Consider the following 23,796-nt stretch of genomic DNA (forward strand, 5'->3'; position numbering starts at 1 on the left):
ATTCAAAGTTTAAGGTTTAGGAGCAACTCAAGGTATTCTCAACTTTAAACATTGAACTCAGAACCTTGAATTACGAGTGTGCAAAGATAGTGAAGTTTAACCGTAATAAAAAATGATTTATCTATAATTAGATTTTTGAATAAAATCATATAGATTCTGTACTATAGAAACTATTTTAGGATTTGTCTTGAAATCATCCCAAGTTATTAGTTCCTGTTCTGTTAATTCTAAAACTTTAAAGCTTACTTCGGATTTGTTCATTAAAGTTCCTTCTGTTTTATCCCAAATTTTATTCAATTCAGGAACATTTGCTTTAATATTTTTTAATAATTTTCCAATATACGCTGTTTTATAAACTTCTATTTTTTTCTTTTTTAGAGAGTTTGATATTTCTAGTTGCACTCTTTCAATATCATCATTTGTTTTCACTTTTCTCTTGTCACAAAAGTTAATTAAAATTTTATCCCAAATGCTGAACGGTAACAAGTTCTCTATTTCTCTATAATCCTTAGTTGTCTGATATTTAAAGTTATTATTTTCTTTTTCTATTTCTTCGTAAATAGCATGTTTTTCATTTTTATATGGCCCATCATAATCAGAGATTAAGAATATTTTATTATTAATTGAAAAAGCATTTATTTTTTGTTTTAATTCAATTTCATCAAAATTATAATGATCTATATTACTTCCAGCATATTCAATGAATGCAAATTCAATATCTTCCTTAGGATATATTTTATTTGAATTAGCTCTACAATATGCTTTTAAAAATGCTTTCAAATAGTTTCTATCAGAAATTCCCTCTACCCATATAGAACAATTAGCTAGAAATACAGAAGAATTAGTTACTCCAAGGTATTGTAGGGCAGAATTATCTCCATGATTAACATTCTTTACAATAAATTTATCTTTATTTACCTTATTAAATAGGAAAATAGAAATATCATCTTTTTCAATTGTCAAATCTAAGAAATGGTTTGAATGTGTAGAAATGAAATAAGTTATCTCCTTTTCTTTTAGAAATTTATTATTTGTAATCTGTTCTAAAAATAGGCGTTGCATCCCTGGATGCAAATTAATCTCAGGTTCATCAATAAAAATAACACTTTTATTATCACAAGTATAAATCTTGTACATTAAAATAAACAAAGCCTGAATCCCATCACCTAGCTCATGTAAATCTTTGCTTTCCTCGTCAATGAAAACATTAATTATTTCCGAGTCATCTTTACCATTGTGCTTATCATAAATATTAAATTTTGCAACAATTTCTACACGCTTTCCGTGGAAAAAATTTTGAGATAAAAATTCTTCAAATTTTTCAAATCTTTCTCTTTTATCTTTTATATCATTTCTTACATTCACAATTTGATAATACAAATCCATTCCTGTAAAAACTTCAATCTTTTCATCATCCAAATAATAACTTTTCACGATTGTCTGCTTTAAAATATCCGTTGATATTTTTGAAAAACTTTCATCGCTTTTTTTTTGAAAAATTGAATGAGCAGTCCTAAGAGTTGGAATAAATATTTTTTTCCTTTCTTCAAAAAAATTTTGATGCAGCATTTTTTTTATTTCCATTAACAGCAGATCAATTTTTTCTTTATCATCTCCAAGCAGTTGAATAAATCCATTATGTCCAAAGTAATTTAATGAAAGGTCATTATAGTTCTCAGTTAAAAATTTAAAAATATTTATATTAAAATCTATATCTTTTAAGATGTCTAACTGAAATTCAGAGTAGTTTAAAATTTTAAAGACTACTTCATGCTGGTCATTTTGATATGAAGTAAAACGTACATGATTATTTCTATTAAATCCACCGAATCTTTTATTAGTGATTAGTTCATTAAATTCTGTAAGATACTTTTCTAATAAAAATTTATTTTCATAATGAATAGTATTAGCAACTAGAAAAGTTCTTATAAGTCTACTTTTACCACTATTATTAGCACCCGTAAATATATTAATTGTAGAAAGATCATATAGTTTTACCAGCTCTACTTCATTTTCATTATAATATGAATTAAAAGCATTAGGAAAAATTAAATCAAATTTATAACTCATATACATTAGTTTATTCAAAAATAGATAAAGTTAGTTTACAAAAAAAATCTGCCAGTATTCTGACAGATTTTCAAAAGGTTTGTATTCACCGGATATTTTATGGATTGTTTCCCGTGGCATTCTGAGCCAAAGGAACATCATTCGGGGCTTCCTGTAAAGTTTTATCTAAAGTAAATAAAGATTCATCAGTAGCTCTGTCACCGCCAGCAATTTTCAATTTATCAATTAAATTCTGAGCCAGTGTTTCTTCTTCAATCTGCTCCTGTACAAACCACTGCATAAAATTCCAGGTTGCCCAGTCTTTTTCTTCCATAGAAAGATCTACAATTTTGTAAATAGCAGTTGTATTATCTACTTCATGTTTAAAAACACCGTCAAAACATTCTGTGAGTGTTTTAGGATCAGCCGGAGGAGCTGGAATAGCGTTTACTTTTGGTTTTCCGCCTCGGTTTAAAATATATTCCATGAATTTGATAGAGTGATTTCTTTCTTCCTGAGAATGCCTGTAAAGAAAATTGGCTATTCCCTGATATCCTTTGTCATCTGCCCAAATTCCATAAGATAAAAAAATGTGTGATGCATGAATTTCTTTGTTCATCTGGTCACTAAGCGCTTTTTCTATTTTTGCGGAAAGTCTTTTAGTATTCATAATGTTATATTTTGGTGATTATAGAATGAATCATGCAAAAACAGTTCCGATAAGGTTATTGTTTTGTATAATTTTTTCAAAAACACTTTAAAATACAACTGTATTTCAATTATTTAAGTTGATAATTTATAGTTATTCTAAAATAAAAACCAGCTCTTTTGGAGAACTGGTTTTTAAACTATTATTGAGACTGCTTCACCTAAAGGTTCGCAATAACTTAGGATTTATCCTTATCTATTTAATCTTTCTGGCTGTATAATCGCTTTCATTTCCTAATCTGTCGATAGCTTTAATGGCCACTGCATTCAGTTTTTTACCATCTTTAAACTTAGGGATATCTTTTGAAAGGGTATCCAATGTTAAGATTTCAGTCTGCCAAACTCCGTTGTATTGTGAGAAAAGAACCCACAGGAAAACATCAGCGGCATTTTTTGTACTCCAGCTCGTCTGTGCAAAGCTCCCATTATCCGTAATGAATAAGGTAGGAGTCTGCAATGGTACAGCTTTGATCCATGGGGATTTCGGAACCAATGCTTTTTCACTGTATGGTCCACTTTTCAAAGCAGGTAGCATGTTCGGGTTTTTGGTAAGCCCGGCAATACTCCAGTGTATTTCTCCGGCATCATTTTTCAGGATATTTCTGGAAATAGCAATCTGGTTTTTGATTTCCGTTGGACGGTCTGATACTTTAATCTCAACAGTATTCAATCCCGGCCATAAGTGACGGTTCATTGTATTTTCAGACTGCCACCAGCTTAACAGGGCTTCAAAGCTTTGTCCCTTGGAATCTATAGGCCAGTAAAGCTGTGGTGAGAAATAATCTACCCAGCCTTTATTTAACCATAATTTGGCATCTGCATATAATTCGTCATATTGAGAGGAGCCTACAATTCCTGCAGGATATCCGGGTTTCCAGATTCCAAATGGACTAATCCCGAATCTTACATTATTTTTTTCTGCGTGAATTTCTTTATAGATACGTTCTACAAATTTATTCACGTTATCTCTTCTCCAATCCGCTCTGGATAAGGTACCTCCACTGCTTACATAAGCATTCCATGTGGCATTATCAGGAAAATCAGCCCCTTTATTGTAGGTAGCATAAGGATAGAAATAATCATCAAAATGAACGGCATCAATATCGTATCTTTTTACAATATCTTTCACCACATTGGATACGTGGCCTTGTGTTTTCGGATTAGCCGGATCAAACCAGTACATTCCGTTCTTTAATCTTATCACAATATCAGACAGCTTATTGGCCATTGACAGGCTATTCACAGCACCGCCGTTGGTGTGGTGTGCGCGGTAAGGGTTTAACCAAACATGGAGTTCCAATCCTCTTTTGTGAGCTTCTTCAATCCAAAACTGAAGCGGGTCATAGTTGGGAGAAGGAGCGGTTCCCGTTTGTCCGGTAAGAAAGTAAGACCATGGTTCGATATTACTTGTATAAAGTGCGTCTGCGGAAGGTCTGATCTGAAAAATAGCCGCATTGAAATTATTATCTTTCAACATATCAAGCATGCTGATAGCTTCTGCTTTCTGCTGATCTACTGTAAGGTCATTTCTGGAGGGCCAGTTGATATTGGCTACACTCGCAATCCATGCTCCACGGAATTCTCTTTTGATTTCGGGAAGATTGGTTCTGAAATTTTCTTCAGTTGAAGCTGTAGTTCCAGTTGTAGGCTTTGTAGCCACCGGATTTACTTTTGGTGGGGTTGTATTATTGGTAGGTTTCGTAGGATTCTTTGTGGATGGTGTTTTTACAACATTGTTCTGAACTGAACATGAGGTGGTGTAAGAAGCAAAAAAGCCCAATAAAACGATAAGTTTTAATTTATTCATTCTCATAGTCACAAAACTACATTAAAATTTATTTTTATTCTTAGAGATTATTATGCCAAAATAAGCATTTTAATGGGTTGGCATAGAAAAAAAGCCCCGAAAATCGAGGCTCTATTATATTTTAAGAATTTTAGATTAAGCTTTTGCTCCTCTTTCAACTCTTTTTCTTTCTTCTTCAGAAAGGATTTTCTTTCTCATTCTAATGAAGTTTGGAGTTACCTCAATGGCTTCATCACCCTGGATGTATTCCATACATTCTTCAAGAGAGAATAAGATTTTCGGAGCAACCCCTGTATCTTTATCTTTTCCAGAAGCCCTCATGTTGTTCAACTGTTTTGCTTCTACGATGTTTACTACAAGATCTCCAGGTTTGTTTTGTTCACCAATGATCATACCTGTATAGATTTCCTCACCCGGATCAACGAAGAACTTACCTCTATCCTGTAATTTAGCAATAGAATATTCTGTAGCAGGACCTGTAGTTTTGCTGATTAAAACACCATTGTTTCTTCCAGGGATAGCACCTTTGAAAGGCTTGTATTCTGTGAAACGGTGTGCCATAATAGCTTCACCAGCAGTAGCTGTCAACATCTGAGAACGTAGTCCGATCAAACCTCTTGAAGGGATTTCGAACTCCATGTGCTGCATTTCACCTTTAGTTTCCATAATGTGAAGATCTCCTTTTCTCTGAGTAGCTAAATCGATTACTCTTGAAGCAAATTCTTCAGGAACATCAACTACCAAAGATTCATAAGGCTCACATTTTTCACCGTCAATTTCTTTATAGATAACCTGTGGCTGACCGATTGTCATTTCGTACCCTTCTCTTCTCATTGTTTCAATCAAAACAGATAAGTGAAGAATACCTCTACCGAATACAAGGAATGTATTAGCATCATCAGTCTGCTGAACTCTTAATGCAAGGTTTTTCTCTAATTCTTTTGTTAATCTTTCTTTCAGGTGGTTAGAAGTAACATATTTACCGTCTTTACCGAAGAAAGGTGAGTTGTTGATAGAGAACGTCATGTTCAGCGTAGGCTCATCAATTGCCGTTCTTTCCAATGGTTCAGGATTTTCAAGATCTACGAACGAATCTCCGATCTGGAAAGCATCGAAACCTACTACAGCACAGATATCTCCTGCTTTTACTTCAGTTACTTTTTTCTTTCCTAATCCTTCGAAAACGTAAAGTTCTTTTACTTTTCCTTTTACAATTTTACCTTCTGCCTGAGCAAGACCAATCCACTGAGATTCTTTGATCTCACCTCTTGTTACTTTTCCTATTGCAATTCTTCCCAAGAAAGAAGAGAAGTCAAGAGAAGTAATCTGCATCTGAAGATTTCCTTCTGTAACTTTCGGTTCAGGAACATATTGTAGGATACCATCTAATAGTGGTAAAATATCTTCAGTCTGCTCTAATGAAGTGTTGAACCATCCCTGTTTTGAAGATCCGTAAAATGTAGGGAAATCCAATTGCTCTTCTGTAGCCTCAAGATTGAAGAACAAGTCGAATACTTTATCATGAACTTCGTCCGGACGACAGTTTGGTTTATCTACTTTATTGATCACCACTAATGGTCTCAATCCTAATTCCAAAGCTTTCTGTAGAACGAATCTTGTTTGTGGCATTGGTCCTTCGAACGCATCCACCAACAAAATAACCCCATCAGCCATTTTTAATACTCTTTCTACTTCTCCACCAAAATCGGCGTGACCGGGAGTATCAATTACGTTAATTTTTGTGTCTTTATAAGTAACAGAAATATTCTTGGATAAGATGGTGATCCCTCTTTCTCTTTCAAGATCGTTGTTATCCATAATTAACTCCCCACTCTCCTGATTTTCTCTGAAAATGTTGGTAGCGTGAATGATCTTGTCAACCAAAGTCGTCTTTCCGTGGTCAACGTGTGCGATAATCGCAATATTTCTAATGTTTTGCATAAAAGATTTTTACGGGTGCAAAAGTAGTGAATTTTAATGAAAAAATATTTAGTTATACAAATATTTAATATTTTGTTTAAAATACTTATGGACAGGATCATAAAAAAAGAGTGTCCGAAAAACACTCTTTAAGTTATCTATACACAAGCTTGTATTTCGCATGGATCTACTGCAGGTGGTTCTCCGCAAATGATGTCAAACTCTGCACAATTGCTGGAGAATCCGGTTGCCCATCCCCATCTTACGGCGCATGTGTCGGCATCCTTACATCTTACCATTCCTTTGATGATTCCTCCCTGGACTGATTTCATTTCAGTTCTGGAAATTTTTCTAAGATTTCTCATATTGATTTGTTTATTTGTTATTAGCACGATAAAATTATAAAAAAAATACACATAAAAAGTAAATTATTAAAATATTTAACGTTCAGGGGGAATATATTACCTATTCAAAATCAATGCCTTAACAATCTATAAAACAAAACCAGGTCTATCAGCACAACCAATACAAATTTCATGAGAAAAGATTTCTTGGAAACTTTATGATTGAAGAGAATCATTCCGGCAGCGGCTCCTATAATTCCACCCAGCAGAGAAATTCCTAAAAGGGTATTTTCGGAAATTCGCCATTGATGCTTTTTGGCCTGCCATTTATCAAAACCAAAAGCACCTAATGCAAGCACATTTATTATCAACAGAAAAGGAATCATTCTTCATTTAATTTGCAGCAAAAATAAAGCATAATCTATAGAATGTTCTTAAATATTCAATCTTTTTAAACCATTAAGAATGTATTTAAGAAGTAAAGTCCAGTTAAGATGAATCATTCTGATTTTAAGCTTACAATGAAGATTATTTAATATGATTTTAATGTTTTAAATTTGCTCTTTTAAAAATAAATCAATGACAGTACACGATCTGGTGGGAAGCTACTCCATTGAAGGAAGCAACCAGGAGGAATCTTCGCTGCCAACTTATCATGGTATATTAACTCTATCTGTTGATGAAAATAACCGCATTATTGCTCAGTGGATGATTGGTGAACATCAGCAAAACGGAACAGGATTTTATAAAGACCAAATTTTAGTGATCAATTTCAACTATGAGGGTGAAGATCATACCATTTATAAGGGAGTTGCGGTATACCGATGCCTAAGTAAAGACCTATTGGATGGATTTTGGTCTGAAAAGCATGGAAATCCTTTATATCTTGGGAGTGAGTATGGTGTGAGAATTCAGCATTCAAAGATTTTGAATTGATTGTATTTCCAGTCCCAAAATAAAAGAGCTGCCTTCATGAAGGCAGCTCTCGTAGTTATTATAATTTAAATAACTTATTTTTTAGCTTTTACGTCGATAGCGATCTCAATATCTTTGCTGATCATCCATTCTGCAGGATCTGCTTCAGAAGTACCGAATTTAAGCCCCCAATCTGCTCTGTTTACCGTAAATTTAGCCTGAATAGCCGCTGAATTTTCGGCAACGTCTACTTTTGCAGGGAAAGTAACATTCATTGTCTTTCCTGATAAGGTAAGATTTCCGCTTACTGTTTTATTAGCTCCTGCTATCGCATCTTTTGGCGCTTCTTTCAAATCTGTAACACTTGTAATTTTGAAATCTGAAGTAGGGTTTTTCGCTACATCAAAGAAATCAGGATTTTTAAGGTGTGCTTCAAGATCTGCCGGTTTTTTATCTTTTTCTGTTACTGAAGCCGGATCTACTTTAATAGAGTTCATATCGATCACAAAGTTTCCTGCTGCAACCTGTCCTCCATCAATGCTAAGATCTCCAGACTTTACAGTAAGAGTTCCCCAACGTGGAGCCATACCTCCTTTGTGGAAAGCTTTCCAGTTTACTACTGAACCTACTGTATCTACTGCCAGCGTCTCACCTTTGCTTTCTGCTACGGTTTGTTCCTGAGCGGTAGCTGCTGTTTCTGCTGTTTTTCCTTTATCACATGATGCCAAAAGCAATCCTACTCCTACTAATGCAATTACGCTAATTTTTTTCATATTGAACTGTTTTAAAAAAGTTTATTGAAATTTTGTTGTTTTCGGGTACAAAAATAGAAAAACCAGATTTGTATGATCTTATCATATATCAAGAAATGTGAAAATCTTCAATTATTTGCAATCATATTTCCAAATTCGGTATAAACTCCATCAGTATTGAGAATCAAAACAGCTTGAATCTTATACATTTAAAATTTCAGAAATACTGTTTCAAGGCAAAAATAAAAAAATTTATTATCTTCGTGATTAGTCACAGCAATATCATGAAACCCCTGAATCAGCATCCTGTTGTGAATTGCTTTCAAAATTTATTATCTTCGTGATTAGTCACAGCTTTAATGGAGTAAATCCTAATGAAAATATTGTTGTGAATTGCTTTCAAAATTTATTATCTTCGTGATTAGTCACAGCGCATCTTGTTTAAGGTGCTTTTTATTTTGTGTTGTGAATTGCTTTCAAAATTTATTATCTTCGTGATTAGTCACAGCATCCATTTGCAGCACTTGGATATGAGATTGGTTGTGAATTGCTTTCAAAATTTATTATCTTCGTGATTAGTCACAGCCTCCATCACTTGCACCATAGGTAAAGCCTAGTTGTGAATTGCTTTCAAAATTTATTATCTTCGTGATTAGTCACAGCATATCAGGAAAAGAAGCTAGAAGCCTTTCTGTTGTGAATTGCTTTCAAAATTTATTATCTTCGTGATTAGTCACAGCATCTTTGGGTGATGTTTACATTTTTTTATAGTTGTGAATTGCTTTCAAAATTTATTATCTTCGTGATTAGTCACAGCTATACATCGTTGTTTGAATCTTTCATCCTCGTTGTGAATTGCTTTCAAAATTTATTATCTTCGTGATTAGTCACAGCGGCTTAATCTCAGTGCCTTGCATGCTTTTCGTTGTGAATTGCTTTCAAAATTTATTATCTTCGTGATTAGTCACAGCTTGCAGACCAGCTCTCCGTTTACTATCATGGTTGTGAATTGCTTTCAAAATTTATTATCTTCGTGATTAGTCACAGCCGTAGCTGCTATTGATCTTCATAAAGTCGGGTTGTGAATTGCTTTCAAAATTTATTATCTTCGTGATTAGTCACAGCGATCCTGAAGAACACTCTTTTTCAACCTGAGTTGTGAATTGCTTTCAAAATTTATTATCTTCGTGATTAGTCACAGCAAGTTCTTATAAAGCTTTGTTCTATATGTCGTTGTGAATTGCTTTCAAAATTTATTATCTTCGTGATTAGTCACAGCTTGAAAGATTTCTGGAACTGGCCAGACCTGGTTGTGAATTGCTTTCAAAATTTATTATCTTCGTGATTAGTCACAGCTAAAATTATTAAAGAACTGTGAGGCTTTACGTTGTGAATTGCTTTCAAAATTTATTATCTTCGTGATTAGTCACAGCGTTTCAACATCATAGCAGCGAGGGATCATGGTTGTGAATTGCTTTCAAAATTTATTATCTTCGTGATTAGTCACAGCTTTTAGTCTCAGGTTCAGACGATGATGACCGTTGTGAATTGCTTTCAAAATTTATTATCTTCGTGATTAGTCACAGCTGTAGAGGGATTTACATATGATCCGCTTACGTTGTGAATTGCTTTCAAAATTTATTATCTTCGTGATTAGTCACAGCTCAAATGATGCTTTTTTGTATAGATCATAGGTTGTGAATTGCTTTCAAAATTTATTATCTTCGTGATTAGTCACAGCAGGATCATTCGGCAGAAAATTCTTTGCAGTGTTGTGAATTGCTTTCAAAATTTATTATCTTCGTGATTAGTCACAGCGATGTGTCAAATTCTCTTATAGAACAGTCTGTTGTGAATTGCTTTCAAAATTTATTATCTTCGTGATTAGTCACAGCCTATAATCCTACATTAATGAATAGAATTTAGTTGTGAATTGCTTTCAAAATTTATTATCTTCGTGATTAGTCACAGCGACTATTTAAAAGACCTTGAATCTGATAGGGTTGTGAATTGCTTTCAAAATTTATTATCTTCGTGATTAGTCACAGCAGGATCATTCGGCAGAAAATTCTTTGCATTGTTGTGAATTGCTTTCAAAATTTATTATCTTCGTGATTAGTCACAGCAAAAGGTGTAACAGTAGCGGGGGCAATTGAGTTGTGAATTGCTTTCAAAATTTATTATCTTCGTGATTAGTCACAGCCTTCCAAGAATAGTAGATAAAGTAAGACAAGTTGTGAATTGCTTTCAAAATTTATTATCTTCGTGATTAGTCACAGCGTGCTGTTGAAGATTATCTGGCTTTATGTCGTTGTGAATTGCTTTCAAAATTTATTATCTTCGTGATTAGTCACAGCATCACCTCTTTCACTTTTAATCAGATCATAGTTGTGAATTGCTTTCAAAATTTATTATCTTCGTGATTAGTCACAGCACCGTAGCAAGCGAAAGGTTGAGTATTTGAGTTGTGAATTGCTTTCAAAATTTATTATCTTCGTGATTAGTCACAGCCTCTCTGAGCCTTTAATTCAGCAATAGATAGTTGTGAATTGCTTTCAAAATTTATTATCTTCGTGATTAGTCACAGCTTAATTGTATTTGGAACGATCTACAACACTGTTGTGAATTGCTTTCAAAATTTATTATCTTCGTGATTAGTCACAGCTTAACGATTTTAAACTTTGGCCAGAGGCTTGTTGTGAATTGCTTTCAAAATTTATTATCTTCGTGATTAGTCACAGCCTCAAAAAATAATCTACTGATTTTCAGTAGATTATTTTTATAATTAGAATTTGCAATTTAGAATAATTCGAGCTGCTGGAAGGTTGGAGGTGGCTCTTCCTTATTTCTGGCAAAGAAAATTTCAATATCTCCGAATTGCTTGTCCGTAATGCACATAATAGCAACTTTCCCGGCCTTTGGAAGCATGAATTTTACTCTTTTGATATGAACTTCAGCATTTTCGCGGCTTGGGCAGTGACGTACATACATAGAGAACTGAAAAAGAGTAAAACCATCATCAATGAGCCCTTTCCGGAAGCGGTTCGCTTCTTTCATATTAGCTTTGGTCTCAGTCGGGAGATCATATAATACTAAAACCCACATAATTCGGTATGCATTAAACCTTTCGGAGTTCATAACAGTTGAGGATAAGAGATCAGCCGCTTTTCCCCTGTATAACATTTATATAGTGACGAAGCTGTTGTTTTAACAGCAACGAGCAACGGCCTTATTTTACTATCAATATTCACATCTTTGGTAGCAATCTGTAGAATATGTGCCTTAAATTCTTTAGTCAGTTCGTCTATATCCGGATGTATTTTCAGCCATTGCATGACAAGTAAATCGATAAACGGACGGTAAGGTTCCATCAGGTCATCAGCCAGACAATAGGGATTGTATTTGTTTTTATGGAAAATTCCCATAACCGGCAGCAGCCCTGTTTCTACAATAGCCCTTGCTACAATACTTCTGAGAACAGTATAGCCAAAATTGAAAAACTGATTGGGAGAATCTCCGAAACGCTGTCTTAAAAAATCCAGGCTGATTAGATACTTCCAATAATGCTGAGCCGCAATACCTTCCATATTAGTTGTATCTCCGGACAGTACATTTTTTTGATACTGAATCATAGGTTCATAATAGTTTCCCAATTTCATAAGAACATTTTTCTGGTTTTCAATTTTACATTCCACCGTTTGTTTCCAAAGCTGTTTTTTAAGCGGTTCACTGGCTTCCAGCTGATCTTTTACTCTGTTGGAATGTTCCGTATGACCATACAGCGGAAGCATAATTCCGTGGGGTAAATGATGGGAATCACAACTAATCACCACCACATTATTCCCCATCATTTTCTGAATCAGATTGTGCGAAATGGTAATCTGATAATGATCCAGCATGAGTAATCCCAGATCTTCCACAGGAACACTCCCCTTTTCCGTTTTGGTTTCCGGACAGAGGATTTTCATCTGCTCATCTTTGAGTTTGAGATAAGCGGGATTGCCGATATAGATAGAGCGCGTGATCATAATATTATGCTTTAGAGATATTTCCCAAACGGTCTACTTTTAATTTGATACAATTTTCCTTAATCATTAATCCATCAATACTACGCTCCATTTTGTTCAAAGTGGAAAATTCTGTTTTATTTACAATTGATATGGCAATTTCCTGCCTTATAAAAAACAACTGGCTTCCACTAAAACTAACTACCTTATAAATTTTTTTGTTTTGATCTTTTTTAAAATTTTTGAAGTCAATGTTGCTACTATTTTCAAGTTCATCTTCTGAAGGAATATATACTAAATCATTCGGGCAAAGAAAAAAATCAATTGTTCCTTTTAAGTCAACTACAGATAAACCTTGCTTTTGTCTTTCTATAACCTCATTCAAAGGAATAGTTTCATAACTTCTGTTTCCATTTTCATTTTCATAAACAGCAAAAAACAGATTGGTTCCTTTTGCAGCTTCTACATATTTATCTTTTTTATTTCCGGTTTGTCCTACCTGAAATTTACTTCCCAGTTCAAAAACTCTTACTTTGTTAATCGGTTGATGAGATTTTCCATCATTATACTTCTCAATATTCTTATTCAGATCTTCTATTCCTTCCGGTGAAAATGCAAGTTCCGGACTGCCTTTGAATTCCAGATAATTTCTGAGAATTTTCTGAATCCCTGTATCAGTAATAGATCCTATCGATTTTAAATCAAATGAAGTATCAAGGCTTTTCCTCGTTGCTGTTAAAATTTTTCCTTTTGGAACTTTTACCCAAGGTAAATCTATTTTTCCGGATACTGTATCCTTATGCATTGATTTTCTAATCGCCCAGTTTGTTCCTGTCTGTTCTACTCTTTCCTTATTTTTTAAACCACCTTTCTCTACATATTTTTCATAATAATTAGTCGCCTTATTAATGACACGAAGGTTTTGCTTAAAACTTATAATAATTTCTTCTAAAGAATTTTTGGTTTCAACTGTAAAGTTTTCCCAAGGTTTTAAAAATTGTTTTGGTATTTCCCTTTCTATTTTTTGTCCTGTTTGCGTATTGTGATAAACAACTTTTTCAAACTTCATTAATTTCTTTTTCAAATCGTAGCGTCTGGTATCCGATTTTGCCGATTGATTATTTAATAAATTCACGTGATCTTTTGTGGCACAGGCAATCACCAAAGCATCTAAAGCGTGATGTCGATGGTCAATTCTTTTCTTTGAAAATCCTTTGGAAAACTCAATTGGAATGGTAGGTAAAAACTTTTGATGATTTTCATTCCACGCGGTAAAATTTTTTGAATTAGTAAGTTGATTCATTCTTTCAAAACGTGGTAAAATCAAATCATTCCAAACATCATTCAATCCCCAATCTTGTTTCAGTTGGGTGGTGATTTTTCCATTTCCTGGAACAATATTTTTAGAATTTACGCCCTCATCTGAACCATCTTCAACGCGAACAATATTAGAAAGTATACCGGAAATATATCTACTGATATAACGGGTATCGTTCAATTGCCGTTCAATCATTTTTTCAGGAATATCTTCTAATAAAAGCTTATTCCTTTTACTTCGATTGTTCGCATAATGTTTTTTGACAAAATCTTCATATTGATCTTCTTTTAAAACTGTTACCGATTTTCCGTTTCCACATTCTACAACAGTTCCGCCTAATTTTTTAATGAATTCTAAGCCAATGTAATTATCTTTCAATTTATTAACTGCAGATTCACAAATTACTTTATTACTAAAACTGTCATCAAAATAGCGACTTTGCGGAATAATGTGTTCAATTTCGTATTCTGGCGTAAACAATTTATTCAAAGGAATAATTTGTCCTGTGTAAGGCGATTTGTATTTCTGTTCCAGCCAAAGTTTATATCGTTTTAAATCTGCTGATGAAGGCTGTGCGGTTTTGCTTATTTTTAAATATTCATCTTCGATCTCAATACCTGAATTTAAAACTCCGTCTTCATAGATTTTCAGAATTTCCTGTTGCATAGGCGAAAACGGACGAACATTTTCTACAGAATGATCATTCATCATTTCAGCCAAAAGAGCTTTGATGCGGAGATTGGTATTTTCATTTTCAGAAATCTGGTTAGTGAGTTTTTTTCGATCATCAGCAGGAAGTTTCATTTCTCTTCCTAACTCAATATGAATTTCATTAAAGAAATCTTTTGCTCCATTTCCGTATTTTAGCCAAATATCTTTTACAACACGCAAAGTTTCTGTAATTACCTGTTCTACAATTGGATTGCGAAGTGAGTGTTGTTTAAAATCTTTTAAAAACACTTCCAAATCATTAGTAGAATTCCATTTCCCTATTATTGATGCTTCCGAATGTCTTCCGTAAATAATGTATTGAGCCAACCACAATTGTAAACCTTGGAAATCATTTTCCGACGTAAGATGAACCGCTTTTTCTCTTACTTTATCTTTGATATTTTCATCATATTCTCCATTAATGATTTTCTGAATTCTATCTTTTGAAAATGTATCAATATCTGCATAGTTCCAATATTTTCCTAATCGCATCAAAGGCAACAATTTCTTAATTGCTTTTTCCGAAAAGGAACCATATTCACTTTTAAATGGTGGAAATTTCCTGAAAGCCTCAGAAAAAGAACTTTCATCTAAATGATGCTTTTTCGCAAAAGATTTTAAGGCTTTCTCGTACTCTATTTTATCATTGACGGAGTAAATAATGTGCCAAATTTTCTGCACAATGTCCCTCGTCAGGAAATCATCAGAAATATTATCCACTTTATCCAATCGAGAAGAAATCATCGTTTTAGTTTCGTTGCAAGGATATTTCTTGTCTTCTACATAGTTCCAGCGATATTTTTCTGCTTCAGCGTTAAACAATTTTTTATTGATATCTTTTTGTTCAAAAAGAAATTTAATCAATGGCTTTTGTTCAATTTCCTTTCTATTATTTAAAAATTCAAACAGATTTTCAAAATCTTGGGCCGTACTTAAAAAATCTTTGGTAACATTCGCTTCATCATCTTTTCTATAAATATTTAAATTGCAGATCCATTGCCAAAGGCGGAATTCCTGATAATAAGGATTAGATTTTGGAATCGCTTTTAAGTACTGTGTATGCTCCATTCCATTTTCATCCTTATATTTTCTAAATTCCAACGTACAGTTGGAAATAGAAGATTTCTGGCTTCTCAGCGGTCTTTGGTAGAAAATAAGGTCATCCATCAAAAGATGAACAAAATCTTTTTTACTCAGAGTAAGTTGATGTGCTTCATTGTTTCGGTACAACTCACGAATGCAGTCATTATACAAATCATCATTTTGAAGTTCCTGATGAAATTCCCTTTGCTTTTCTAAAATTTGTTTTAGCTCATCTTTATAGAATTTTCTTTCAATCGTCCGAACCAATTTTCCTTTAATCTTTTGTTTCGGATTTTGAAGAAGCGCTTCATAGATGTAAATTCCAACTGTTTTGCGAGATTGGTCGATTTCCTGTTCGGTTTTGGTTTTTATTGCAATCCAATCTTTTTCAGAATCAACTGCTTTGAAAGTTCTTTTAACTTCCCCACTTTTTAAAATGGATTCACTTACAATAAATTCTTTTGTACGATCAATCCAGTCTTCAGTCTTAACAATTTGCTTGTCATATTTCCAACCATTATCAAAATAAACATCATATAGAATTTTCCCTTTAATATTTTCGCCTGAATCAACTACTCTTTCGACTTTTAATAGAACAAACGTCTTATCTTTTTCTTCTTCAAAATCTTCACCACGCAATTGATAATATCCACGTTTTTGGTTAAAATTCAAAAGAATCCAGGCCAGTTCCTCCTTTTCAATTTTTTGTGAAAGGGCTTTTTTTCTAAGATAATAAATTGTCCAGTCGTAAGGAATTTTTAAATCCTGTCCGTTTGCCTTAAATTCTTCAAGCATGTCGTTGAAAGAAACCTGAAACAGAAATGAAAACTGTCTACCAATATTTTTCCAGGCCAGTTTGGGTTCGGTTTCTTCTTTAAACTTTCCGAATCGCTTTTCAAAATCTATTTGTGAAGAATAGTGTTCCGGAAGAAAGTTCAGAATATTTAAAACCCTGTGAAGCCTCTCTCTTCTTAGAAGGAATCGTTCCCGTAGTCTTCGTACGCTTCTGTATTTTGTTCGTTCTGCGGTTTGCGAAACAGAATTCCCTTTTCCAAAATCGCCCAGAATATCCTGTGACATTGGAATAATCCTGCTCCCTATCCCAAGAATTTCTCCGTATTTGTTTTCAAAATCCTGTTTTATCAATGCCCACCCTATCGAATTCGTTCCCAAGTCTAAGCCAAGTATATTTTTAGTCATCGTGGTTATGTTTTTGATACCACATAAAAATAGCAATAAAAAAAGCATTCAAATTACGGATTTCCATAATTGTATTAAATATTTTTTCTTCTATATTTGTATTATAAATTTTGAAAGCAATTCACAATAAGGATTATTCCGTTGTGAAAACATTCAAGGCGGGGCAACTCGCCTTTTTTCGTTTTAAAACCCTATTTTAGCGATCCGAAAACAGAACAATGACGACCGTAGAATTTATACAGAAGCAGCTCAATATTTCTGAAAAGAGCATCAATAATACCTTACAATTATTAGCAGAAGACTGCACCATTCCTTTTATTTCCCGTTACCGAAAAGACAAAACCGGAAATCTTGACGAAACACAGATTGAACAGATCTCAAAGATCAGCAAGCAATTTGAAGAAATCGTTAAGAGAAAGGAATCCATTTTAAAATCGATAGAAGAACAGGACTCTTTAACATCTGAGCTTCAGCAAAGAATTGAAGAAAGCTTTGATATACAGGAACTGGAAGACCTTTATCTGCCTTTCAAAAAGCGTAAAAAAACCAAAGCAGATACTGCCAAAGAGAAAGGACTGGAACCTTTAGCCAAAATCATCATGAGCCAGAAAAATAACGATATTCTGTTTCTGGCCTCAAAATATCTTACCCATGAAGTTACTTCCGAAGAAGATGCATTACAGGGAGCAAGAGATATCATGGCAGAATGGATCAATGAAAACATGTATGTCCGTAAGAATCTCAGAAGGTTGTTTCAACGTAAAGCTGTGGTTACCTCCAAGGTGGTAAAAGCTAAAAAGGACGAAGAAGATGCACAGAAATTCTCTCAGTATTTTGAGTGGGAAGAAAGTCTCAGCAGAACACCTTCTCACAGACTTCTTGCTATGTTAAGAGCAGAAGCTGAAGGTTTTGTAAAAACAAATGTAGGAATTGACAAGGAAGAAGCCATTGATTTCATTGAAAAGGCTGTTATCAAATCTAATAATGAAAGTTCGGATCAAATTGCACTGGCGATAAAAGACAGTTACAAAAGACTTCTGGAGCCTGCAATCTCTAATGAGGCACTGCAGGAAGCCAAAGAAAAAGCAGATAAAAAAGCCATTGAAATTTTCTCTGAAAACTTAAGCCAGCTTCTTCTTGCCCCGCCTTTGGGAGAAAAAAGAATTCTGGCAATAGATCCGGGATACCGAAGCGGATGTAAAGTCGTTTGCCTGGATGAAAAAGGAGATTTATTACACAACGAAACCCTCTATCCTCACGCTCCGCAGAATGAGAGCGGAATGGCTATGAAAAAGATCCGTTCTATGGTGAATGCTTATAATATTGAAGCCATTTCTATCGGAAACGGAACTGCAAGCCGTGAAACTGAATTTTTTATTAAAAAGATTGCTTTTGATAAACCTTTGCAGGTTTTCGTAGTTTCGGAAGCCGGGGCCTCGGTTTATTCTGCAAGTAAAATCGCGAGGGAAGAATTTCCGACTTATGATGTAACGGTTCGTGGAGCCGTATCTATCGGGAGAAGACTTTCTGACCCGTTGGCAGAGCTTGTAAAAATTGATGCTAAATCTATCGGTGTAGGGCAATATCAGCATGATGTAGACCAAACCCAACTGAAAAATGAACTTGATTCTACGGTAATGAAATGTGTAAATTCTGTTGGGATTAATCTTAACACCGCAAGTAAATCACTGTTAAGCTATGTTTCCGGAATTGGAGAAAAAATGGCTGAAAACATCGTTAATTACCGTGCTGAAAATGGAGCCTTTGAAGATAGAAAACAGCTTAAAAAAGTTCCAAGACTTGGGGAAAAAGCATTCCAGCAGGCAGCCGCTTTTGTAAGAATTGCAAATGCAAAAAATCCATTGGATAATTCCGCAGTACATCCGGAAGCTTATGGAATTGTAGAAAAAATGGCAAAAGATCTAGGTATTAAAACCGATGAACTTATCGCCAATAAAGACAAAATAGCCCTGATAAAACCTGAAAGTTATATAACAGGTGAAATCGGGATTTTAGGAATTAAAGATATTTTAAAAGAGCTTGAAAAACCGGGACTGGATCCAAGAAAGGCTGCGAAAGTATTTGAATTTGATCCGAATGTTAAAAGCATTAAAGATTTAAAAGCAGGCATGATTCTTCCGGGAATCGTCAACAATATTACGGCTTTCGGGTGTTTTGTAGATCTTGGAATCAAAGAAAGCGGACTGGTTCATATCTCCCAGCTAAAAGACGGATTTGTATCAGATGTTAATGAAGTGGTAAAACTTCATCAGCATGTTCGTGTAAAGGTAACGGAAGTGGATGAAGCCAGAAAAAGAGTGCAGCTGAGCATGATTCTGTAATTTTTCACTGTAAACTAAAACATACATTACAAAATATTTATTTTGAAAACAAAGAACTTAATTTTTGATCTTGACGGAACATTATGGGATTCCAGGGCTACCATTATCAAAATCTGGAATGAAGTACTGGGTAAACATCAGCTAATCCAAAGAGAATTGAAACCCGAAGACATGAATCAGTATATGGGATTATTGGCTCATGATATTGTAAAAGATATTATTCCAGGCATTTCAGATCTACAGGCTCAAGCTCTTCTTTCTGAAATTGTTGCTGAAGAAAATAAAATATTACACATACAGGGTGGGATTTTATATGATGGTGTTGAAAGTACCCTGAAAAGTCTGGCCAGTACCCACTCTCTTTTTATTGTAAGCAACTCTCAGGATGGTTATATTGAATCATTTTTAGAATATTATCAGTTCAATGATCTTTTCATTGATTTTGAATCCCATGGACGAACCCAAAAAACAAAATCTGAAAATATAAAGCTTCTTATGGAAAGGAATCATTTAGCCATCGAAGATTCCGTATATATTGGTGATACCCAAACGGATTATAACTCCGCAAAAGCCAATGGATTACCTTTTGTCTTTTGCCAATATGGATTTGGTGAACTTTCAGATTCACGTTATCAGCCAGCCATCTTTAAGTTTTCAGATCTACAGGATGTCGGGCTTCAATAATCCTAACAGAATTAAGAATTGATAGAAAATCAGCCAATAAAAAAGATCATCTTTATGATGACCTTTTCTATTTTTATCTAATTGTATAAAAAGCTTTATTTATAATCCTTAGAACTTCTTCTCGGTTCTTTGAGCTCCGGCCATTTTACCGTCTCTCCTTTTTCATCCTGAGGCATCACTCTTTTTTCTCTGTTGCTGAATTCAGGATCTTCAGAAGCCATATATGCTAATGCAGCCGTTAAAATCACATTATTTTTTACCTCATCGAAAACAATTTTATCATAGGTATCTTTTGTTGTATGCCATGTATATCCAAAATAGCCCCAGTTAAGGGATCCCAAAGAAATTCCCGGTACCCCCGCTGCTACGAATGAAGCATGGTCAGAACCTCCGCCGCCGGGCATTCCAGGGAAATCTGTTTTGATGTGGCTTCTTACTGCTTTCGGAACTCCGTCAAGCCATCTTCCGACATAATCATAAGCCTTTACAAATCCCTGACCACTGATGTTGACAATACGTCCGGTTCCGTTATCCTGATTGAAAGCAGCCTGTACTCCTTTAATAATCTGCGGATTATCTGCCACAAAACCTCTTGAACCGTTTAATCCCTGCTCTTCGCTTCCCCAAAGTCCGATGACGATAGTTCTCTTGTTATTAGGATAATATTTTTTCAGGATTCTCATGGTTTCCAGCATAGTAATCGTACCGGTTCCGTTATCTGTAGCGCCCTGTGCTCCGTCCCATGAGTCAAGGTGAGCAGAAAGAATCACATATTCATCGGGTTTTTCTTTCCCTTTGATAATTCCTATGGTATTAAAGCTTTTGGCTTCAGGAAGTATTTTAGACTGGGCATCAATCTTAATTTTAGGCTGGGTGCCCTTTTCTGCCATTCTGTAAAGCATTCCGTAATCTTCCACATCAATATCAATCATTGGAATTTTGGATGTTTTGGCACCAAATATTCTGTTAGCGCCCATAATGCCTGTCCAGTTTGAAATGGCAATTCCTGCCGCTCCTGCTTTTTCTAAAGCTTCCGGAAGACTGTTATTATCATATCCTATGTTCTTGATATACGCTGTAAAATCTTTGGCTGCCTGTTCTTTTTCTGCTTTAAGCTTTTCATACAGTTCCGGAGTCGCAAATTCTTTGATCTGCTCATCAGAACGTCCTATCTTCTGATATTGAGCCATCAGCACTATTTTTCCTTTTACAGAAGGAAGCCACTGATCAAATTCTGCTTTGGAGGCTGCTTTCGGAAGAATAATCACTTCTGCCTCAATGGCTTTTTTGGTAGCAGGGCTCCATGCAAGCTGTGTTGCGGAAAGAGATTTTACACGCGGATAGGTCATATCTACATGAGTAGTTCCTCTCTGCCATCCTTTCCATGTTCCGAATTGCTGAAGATTGGCATCTACCCCCCAGGAACGAAGTTTACCAACGCTCCATTCGTTGGCAGCCAGCATTTCAGGAGTTCCCACAAGACGAGGCCCGATTCCGTCGAGCAGCTCAGAAGCCAGATTTTCCAGCTGGGAATTATTATTTACTTCATCTACAAAACTTTTTACGACAGGGCTAAGCCTTTCTTTCGGGTCAACCTTTATCTGAGCCCATGAAAACTGAGCAGCCAGCATTACCGCAGGCACTGCAAAAAATCTATTTATCCTCATACTATTTATTGATTGCTTTAAAGATAAAGGAAATTGGGGAGATGATGAAAGATTAAGCCTAAAAAAGAGGTTTTACAATGATTTTATTAATTTTTTTATCCAAATACAATAACAAAATCAGCCTTATGGCTATAATTCATAAAACAGCATTTAAGATTATCTGTTGAATGTAAGGAAAATCGCTCTATCATTGAGCGTTTTTAACATATTTCAGATTTAGAAAATCATCGAATTGGGGGATAAAAAAAGCCGGCTTCAAAAGCCGGCTGAAAGTAAATTATTTTTTAGCTTCTTCTACAGAAACTTTTCTGAAGTCTTTGAACAATTTGCTTAGTTCTAAAGCTGCTTTACGAGCTCTTGTTCCAGCTGCTTTGTTACCTTTTTCTGCTTGTTGGTTTGCCTCAGTTGTGAACGCTTCAAATTCTGCGTTGATTTTTTCAATTAGTTCTTTCATTTATTTAAAAATTTAGGCTGCAAATATAGGTTTTATGGTGATTCCAGCCTAATTGTGTTGAAAAAAAATAGTTCATTTAATCATTTTTTTTAAGTCTTTTTTAAATTCAATTTAATTTTTAAAATAAAATCAAATTATTGTAGAAAAACAGCCGTATAATCGGATTTTAGATAAAGCAAGGGCCTATAATTAAATAAACCATTAAGAATCAACAAGAACCGAGGATAAATCAAAACAACATCATTTAAAAATAATGCCTGACAAAAATGCAACTAAGCATCAACGCCGAAGTTTTCGAATTTTATTATAAATTTGAAAAAACGACTTATCCATGTTAAAGAAATTATTCATTCTGACTTTATTATTACCTCTGCTCACCTATTCTCAGAACAAAATAAATTACAAAATCTTTTATGATGCAGATCTTGAGCAAAACGGATTAAAAGTTCAGGTTGATTATATCCTTAAAAAACCATCAGATACCATTTCCTTCTATTTTGCCAATGAAAACTGGGGCGAAAATAATCTCTTCAACAGTCTTACAATATCAAAAGATGAAAATCCGGATATTAGTTTTGAAAACCTTCCGGAAAAGAATAAAATAAAAGTCAGGATGAAAACAGGAAACAAAGTTTCACTTGTCTATCATATTAAACAGGATTTTAAAGATCCTAATTATAAAATATTCAATCGTCCCAAGATTAACAATACATTCTTCCACGTTTTAGGTAAAAACCTATTCATAGTTCCCGTTTCATTTACAAAAATACCGGAAGACAGGGAATTTGAGTTTTCCCTTGAATGGATAAATTTCCCTGTGAAATTCAGACTTCACAATAATTTTGCTACACAGGCCCGGGTCCAAAACATCAAAACAACACTTTGGGAAGGATTTTACAACTCATTGTTTATAGGAGGTGATTATAGGTTTTATTCCTTTAAAATACAAAATAAGCCAGTTTATCTTGCATTAAGGGATCAGTGGCAAAACGGATTTACAGATGATTTCCTTTTTTCAAACCTCAAAAAAGCGATACAGTCTCAAAGAGATTTCTGGAAAGATTATGATCAGGATTATTATACGATTACCTTAACCCCTACTGTTTCACAAAAAGACAGCCTTTTCAAAGGATATAGCTCAACAGGGTCTGCTATCAAAAATGCATTTATGATCCAGGGAACTAATAATCCTTTCAACAACAAAAGTGCCTACCTTTATCTTCTTCATCATGAACTGATGCACGAATGGATTGGAAATAAGATTCAAAATAAGAACGAAGAGCTTAATTATTGGTTTAGTGAAGGCTTTACTGATTATTATACTTATAAAAACAGATTAAGAATCAAAGATATTTCTATAGATGAGTGGCTTTCCTCATTCAATACTGAAGTCATTCAAAGTCATTGGAAGAATCCACAACGAAATATTCCGAATTATAAAATAAAAGATGATTTCTGGAAAAGCCGTGATGTAGAAAAAGTACCCTACAGACGGGGCGCTATTTTTGCTTTCTGGCTGGATAATCATATTTTAATAAAAACCCATTATAAAAAATCGCTGGATGTTCTGATGCGTGAATTATTGAAAGTATGTACGGAAAAGAAACTCAGGTTTACAGATGAACTTTTTCTCAATACAGCTCTGCAATATCTGAATGAAGATATTACTTATTTCTTCCAGAAACATATCATTTCAGGGGTAGATATTGACCTTACGAAAGAAAAATGGATTGATGGTTTTAATTTTAAAATGATTGATAATATCCCACAATTGGAAATTGACAAAGGCAAGAAAGTACAATATGGCCTTAATTGAAAAAACAGGCAATCTCTTA

Annotated in this window: 16 protein-coding genes and 1 CRISPR repeat array; of the genes, 4 read left to right on the forward strand and 12 right to left on the reverse strand. The window is 34.4% G+C overall.

Annotated elements, in window-relative coordinates; translation table 11 throughout:
- Positions 1–117: 117 nt before the first annotated feature.
- The 6 genes from CLU97_RS11820 to CLU97_RS11845 all read right to left on the reverse strand — a co-directional run bounded on the left by CLU97_RS11820 (position 118) and on the right by CLU97_RS11845 (position 7,214).
- Positions 118–2,070, reverse strand: a complete 1,953-nt coding sequence (locus CLU97_RS11820) for an AAA family ATPase (protein ID WP_183084557.1) — start codon at positions 2,068–2,070, stop codon at positions 118–120.
- Between the two features lie 97 nt (positions 2,071–2,167).
- Positions 2,168–2,719 (reverse strand): ferritin, encoded by a 552-nt coding sequence (locus tag CLU97_RS11825; protein ID WP_121488105.1) that lies wholly within the window; start codon positions 2,717–2,719, stop codon positions 2,168–2,170.
- A gap of 234 nt (positions 2,720–2,953) precedes the next feature.
- Positions 2,954–4,570, reverse strand: a complete 1,617-nt coding sequence (locus CLU97_RS11830; RefSeq protein ID WP_121488106.1) for a glycoside hydrolase family 10 protein — start codon at positions 4,568–4,570, stop codon at positions 2,954–2,956.
- Positions 4,571–4,699: 129 nt separating this feature from the next.
- Positions 4,700–6,505, reverse strand: coding sequence for a translational GTPase TypA (gene typA / locus CLU97_RS11835; RefSeq protein ID WP_121488107.1), 1,806 nt, complete (start codon positions 6,503–6,505; stop codon positions 4,700–4,702).
- Positions 6,506–6,642: 137 nt separating this feature from the next.
- On the reverse strand, positions 6,643–6,849 hold the full coding sequence (locus CLU97_RS11840; RefSeq protein WP_121488108.1) for a bacteriocin-like protein: 207 nt from the start codon (positions 6,847–6,849) through the stop codon (positions 6,643–6,645).
- 110 nt (positions 6,850–6,959) lie between these two features.
- Positions 6,960–7,214: a DUF1294 domain-containing protein gene (locus CLU97_RS11845; RefSeq protein ID WP_121488109.1), complete on the reverse strand. Its 255-nt coding sequence runs from the start codon at positions 7,212–7,214 to the stop codon at positions 6,960–6,962.
- 193 nt (positions 7,215–7,407) lie between these two features.
- Between CLU97_RS11845 and CLU97_RS11850 the strand changes: the two genes are divergently transcribed.
- Complete coding sequence (locus CLU97_RS11850; protein ID WP_121488110.1) at positions 7,408–7,764, forward strand: hypothetical protein; 357 nt, start codon at positions 7,408–7,410, stop codon at positions 7,762–7,764.
- Between the two features lie 74 nt (positions 7,765–7,838).
- Here CLU97_RS11850 and CLU97_RS11855 read toward each other — a convergent pair whose 3' ends face one another.
- The 4 genes from CLU97_RS11855 to cas9 form a co-directional block, all read right to left on the reverse strand.
- The gene (locus CLU97_RS11855) at positions 7,839–8,516 is read right to left on the reverse strand and encodes a YceI family protein (protein ID WP_121488111.1); all 678 of its coding nucleotides are present in this window, start codon (positions 8,514–8,516) and stop codon (positions 7,839–7,841) included.
- Positions 8,517–8,803: 287 nt separating this feature from the next.
- Positions 8,804–11,237: a CRISPR direct-repeat array (repeat unit 47 nt; unit sequence GTTGTGAATTGCTTTCAAAATTTATTATCTTCGTGATTAGTCACAGC).
- Positions 11,238–11,294: 57 nt separating this feature from the next.
- Positions 11,295–11,633: a CRISPR-associated endonuclease Cas2 gene (gene cas2, locus CLU97_RS11860; RefSeq protein ID WP_121488112.1), complete on the reverse strand. Its 339-nt coding sequence runs from the start codon at positions 11,631–11,633 to the stop codon at positions 11,295–11,297.
- Positions 11,630–12,523, reverse strand: coding sequence for a type II CRISPR-associated endonuclease Cas1 (gene cas1 / locus CLU97_RS11865; RefSeq protein ID WP_121488113.1), 894 nt, complete (start codon positions 12,521–12,523; stop codon positions 11,630–11,632). The genes cas2 and cas1 overlap by 4 nt, the downstream gene beginning before the upstream one ends.
- A 4-nt stretch (positions 12,524–12,527) precedes the next feature.
- A complete protein-coding gene (cas9, locus tag CLU97_RS11870) occupies positions 12,528–16,814 on the reverse strand; it encodes a type II CRISPR RNA-guided endonuclease Cas9 (protein WP_121488114.1) in 4,287 nt (1,428 codons plus the stop codon).
- 218 nt (positions 16,815–17,032) lie between these two features.
- Here cas9 and CLU97_RS11875 point away from each other — a divergent pair, with 218 nt between their 5' ends.
- Both CLU97_RS11875 and CLU97_RS11880 read left to right on the forward strand, forming a co-directional pair.
- Positions 17,033–19,156 (forward strand): Tex family protein, encoded by a 2,124-nt coding sequence (locus CLU97_RS11875; protein WP_121488115.1) that lies wholly within the window; start codon positions 17,033–17,035, stop codon positions 19,154–19,156.
- Positions 19,157–19,198: 42 nt separating this feature from the next.
- Entirely contained in the window at positions 19,199–19,840 is a 642-nt protein-coding gene (locus CLU97_RS11880) for an HAD family hydrolase (protein ID WP_183084558.1), read from the forward strand.
- 95 nt (positions 19,841–19,935) lie between these two features.
- Here CLU97_RS11880 and CLU97_RS11885 read toward each other — a convergent pair whose 3' ends face one another.
- Complete coding sequence (locus tag CLU97_RS11885; RefSeq protein ID WP_121488117.1) at positions 19,936–21,507, reverse strand: M28 family peptidase; 1,572 nt, start codon at positions 21,505–21,507, stop codon at positions 19,936–19,938.
- 277 nt (positions 21,508–21,784) lie between these two features.
- Complete coding sequence (locus CLU97_RS11890; RefSeq protein ID WP_047377485.1) at positions 21,785–21,961, reverse strand: histone H1; 177 nt, start codon at positions 21,959–21,961, stop codon at positions 21,785–21,787.
- Between the two features lie 331 nt (positions 21,962–22,292).
- Between CLU97_RS11890 and CLU97_RS11895 the strand changes: the two genes are divergently transcribed.
- A complete protein-coding gene (locus tag CLU97_RS11895; protein ID WP_121488118.1) occupies positions 22,293–23,777 on the forward strand; it encodes a M1 family aminopeptidase in 1,485 nt (494 codons plus the stop codon).
- Positions 23,778–23,796 lie beyond the last annotated feature (19 nt).

The organism is Chryseobacterium sp. 7 (assembly GCF_003663845.1).
Lineage (GTDB): Bacteria > Bacteroidota > Bacteroidia > Flavobacteriales > Weeksellaceae > Chryseobacterium.

Excerpts from the sequence above, each read along its gene's own strand:
- CLU97_RS11820 (WP_183084557.1), bottom strand. The coding sequence starts at position 2,070 with ATGAGTTATAAATTTGATTTAATTTTTCCTAATGCTTTTAATTCATAT.
- CLU97_RS11825 (WP_121488105.1), bottom strand. The coding sequence starts at position 2,719 with ATGAATACTAAAAGACTTTCCGCAAAAATAGAAAAAGCGCTTAGTGAC.
- CLU97_RS11830 (WP_121488106.1), bottom strand. The coding sequence starts at position 4,570 with ATGAGAATGAATAAATTAAAACTTATCGTTTTATTGGGCTTTTTTGCT.
- typA (WP_121488107.1), bottom strand. The coding sequence starts at position 6,505 with ATGCAAAACATTAGAAATATTGCGATTATCGCACACGTTGACCACGGA.
- CLU97_RS11840 (WP_121488108.1), bottom strand. The coding sequence starts at position 6,849 with ATGAGAAATCTTAGAAAAATTTCCAGAACTGAAATGAAATCAGTCCAG.
- CLU97_RS11845 (WP_121488109.1), bottom strand. The coding sequence starts at position 7,214 with ATGATTCCTTTTCTGTTGATAATAAATGTGCTTGCATTAGGTGCTTTT.
- CLU97_RS11850 (WP_121488110.1), top strand. The coding sequence starts at position 7,408 with ATGACAGTACACGATCTGGTGGGAAGCTACTCCATTGAAGGAAGCAAC.
- CLU97_RS11855 (WP_121488111.1), bottom strand. The coding sequence starts at position 8,516 with ATGAAAAAAATTAGCGTAATTGCATTAGTAGGAGTAGGATTGCTTTTG.
- cas2 (WP_121488112.1), bottom strand. The coding sequence starts at position 11,633 with ATGAACTCCGAAAGGTTTAATGCATACCGAATTATGTGGGTTTTAGTA.
- cas1 (WP_121488113.1), bottom strand. The coding sequence starts at position 12,523 with ATGATCACGCGCTCTATCTATATCGGCAATCCCGCTTATCTCAAACTC.
- cas9 (WP_121488114.1), bottom strand. The coding sequence starts at position 16,814 with ATGACTAAAAATATACTTGGCTTAGACTTGGGAACGAATTCGATAGGG.
- CLU97_RS11875 (WP_121488115.1), top strand. The coding sequence starts at position 17,033 with ATGACGACCGTAGAATTTATACAGAAGCAGCTCAATATTTCTGAAAAG.
- CLU97_RS11885 (WP_121488117.1), bottom strand. The coding sequence starts at position 21,507 with ATGAGGATAAATAGATTTTTTGCAGTGCCTGCGGTAATGCTGGCTGCT.
- CLU97_RS11890 (WP_047377485.1), bottom strand. The coding sequence starts at position 21,961 with ATGAAAGAACTAATTGAAAAAATCAACGCAGAATTTGAAGCGTTCACA.
- CLU97_RS11895 (WP_121488118.1), top strand. The coding sequence starts at position 22,293 with ATGTTAAAGAAATTATTCATTCTGACTTTATTATTACCTCTGCTCACC.